The 2,322-nt window shown below is 49.9% G+C and carries 2 tRNA genes and 2 rRNA genes; all 4 read right to left on the reverse strand.

Features of this window, described 5'->3' with window-relative positions:
* Positions 1-1,160: ribosomal RNA gene (locus tag OX460_RS28475) — 23S ribosomal RNA — on the reverse strand; the annotation flags it as partial.
* A 239-nt stretch (positions 1,161-1,399) separates the two neighbouring features.
* A tRNA-Ala gene (locus tag OX460_RS28480) sits at positions 1,400-1,475 on the reverse strand.
* Between the two features lie 19 nt (positions 1,476-1,494).
* A tRNA-Ile gene (locus OX460_RS28485) sits at positions 1,495-1,571 on the reverse strand.
* A 100-nt stretch (positions 1,572-1,671) separates the two neighbouring features.
* Positions 1,672-2,322, reverse strand: a 16S ribosomal RNA gene (locus tag OX460_RS28490); the annotation flags it as partial.

Raw genomic sequence — 2,322 nt, forward strand, 5'->3', positions numbered from 1 at the left:
ATATCCGCAGCTTCGGTGACTGGCTTAGCCCCGTTACATCTTCCGCGCAGGACGACTCGATCAGTGAGCTATTACGCTTTCTTTAAATGATGGCTGCTTCTAAGCCAACATCCTGACTGTTTTAGCCTTCCCACTTCGTTTTCCACTTAGCCAATCTTTGGGACCTTAGCTGGCGGTCTGGGTTGTTTCCCTCTTGACGCCGGACGTTAGCACCCGACGTCTGTCTCCCAAGCTCGCACTCATCGGTATTCGGAGTTTGCAATGGTTTGGTAAGTCGCAATGACCCCCTAGCCATAACAGTGCTCTACCCCCGATGGTGATACTTGAGGCACTACCTAAATAGTTTTCGGAGAGAACCAGCTATTTCCAAGTTTGTTTAGCCTTTCACCCCTACCCACAGCTCATCCCCTAATTTTTCAACATTAGTGGGTTCGGACCTCCAGGGCGTGTTACCGCACCTTCATCCTGGCCATGAGTAGATCACTTGGTTTCGGGTCTACACCCAGCGACTGATCGCCCTATTCGGACTCGATTTCTCTACGGCTTCCCTATCTGGTTAACCTTGCCACTGAATGTAAGTCGCTGACCCATTATACAAAAGGTACGCAGTCACGGAACAAGTCCGCTCCTACTGTTTGTATGCACACGGTTTCAGGATCTATTTCACTCCCCTTCCGGGGTTCTTTTCGCCTTTCCCTCACGGTACTGGTTCACTATCGGTCGATTACGAGTATTTAGCCTTGGAGGATGGTCCCCCCATATTCAGACAGGATGTCACGTGTCCCGCCCTACTTGTCGTACGCTTAGTACCACCGGTCCGATTTCACATACGGGGCTATCACCCACTATGGCTCCTATTTCCAGAGGATTCTGTTATCGGTCCGACTATCACGTACAGGCTCTTCCCATTTCGCTCGCCGCTACTTTGGGAATCTCGGTTGATTTCTTTTCCTGCAGCTACTTAGATGTTTCAGTTCGCCGCGTTCGCCTTGCATACCTATGTATTCAGTATGCAATACCCTAAAAGGGTGGGTTGCCCCATTCGGAAATCTGCGGATCAAAGTGTGTTTGCTCACTCCCCGCAGCTTATCGCAAGCTACTACGTCCTTCATCGCCTGTAATCGCCAAGGCATCCACCATGTGCACTTATTCGCTTGTCCCTATAACGTTAGCCTCTTCATTCTTTCAAACGAAAAGAGCGCTACAGGGATAAGAAAGTACAACGTTGTTGTTTGTTTGTTGATACATACAATCATTACCCATCGATTTACCTTTTACGGCAAACCGATCAATAAATAATCTTTACTTCTTCCAGATTGTTAAAGAACGAAACAGCTTTGATCGCTAAAAGATCAAACCTAAACCTGGCGGCTTACGTTTGCACTTTCGAGTAAAACCTTGGTGGAGGATGACGGGATCGAACCGACGACCCCCTGCTTGCAAAGCAGGTGCTCTCCCAGCTGAGCTAATCCCCCTGAGATATTACTAATTAGCTGGTAGGGCTGGTTGGACTCGAACCAACGACCCCCGCGTTATCAACACGGTGCTCTAACCAGCTGAGCTACAGCCCCAACGCGGTGCTACTACGACTACTGTTTCTTCTTAATTAAACAGCCGATAAGTGTGAACATTTGATGCGTGAATCATTTACATGATTCGTGCAAACTCTAGAAAGGAGGTGATCCAGCCGCACCTTCCGATACGGCTACCTTGTTACGACTTCACCCCAGTCACGAATCCTACCGTGGTAAGCGCCCTCCTTGCGGTTAAGCTACCTACTTCTGGTAAAACCCGCTCCCATGGTGTGACGGGCGGTGTGTACAAGACCCGGGAACGTATTCACCGCGACATGCTGATCCGCGATTACTAGCGATTCCAACTTCATGCAGTCGAGTTGCAGACTACAATCCGGACTACGATACACTTTCTGCGATTAGCTCCCCCTCGCGGGTTGGCGGCGCTCTGTATGTACCATTGTATGACGTGTGAAGCCCTACCCATAAGGGCCATGAGGACTTGACGTCATCCCCACCTTCCTCCGGTTTGTCACCGGCAGTCTCATTAGAGTGCCCTTTCGTAGCAACTAATGACAAGGGTTGCGCTCGTTGCGGGACTTAACCCAACATCTCACGACACGAGCTGACGACAGCCATGCAGCACCTGTGTACTGGTTCTCTTTCGAGCACTCCCCAATCTCTTGGGGATTCCAGCCATGTCAAGGGTAGGTAAGGTTTTTCGCGTTGCATCGAATTAATCCACATCATCCACCGCTTGTGCGGGTCCCCGTCAATTCCTTTGAGTTTTAATCTTGCGACCGTACTC

The organism is Janthinobacterium sp. SUN033 (assembly GCF_030397595.1).
GTDB lineage: Bacteria > Pseudomonadota > Gammaproteobacteria > Burkholderiales > Burkholderiaceae_D > Janthinobacterium > Janthinobacterium kumbetense.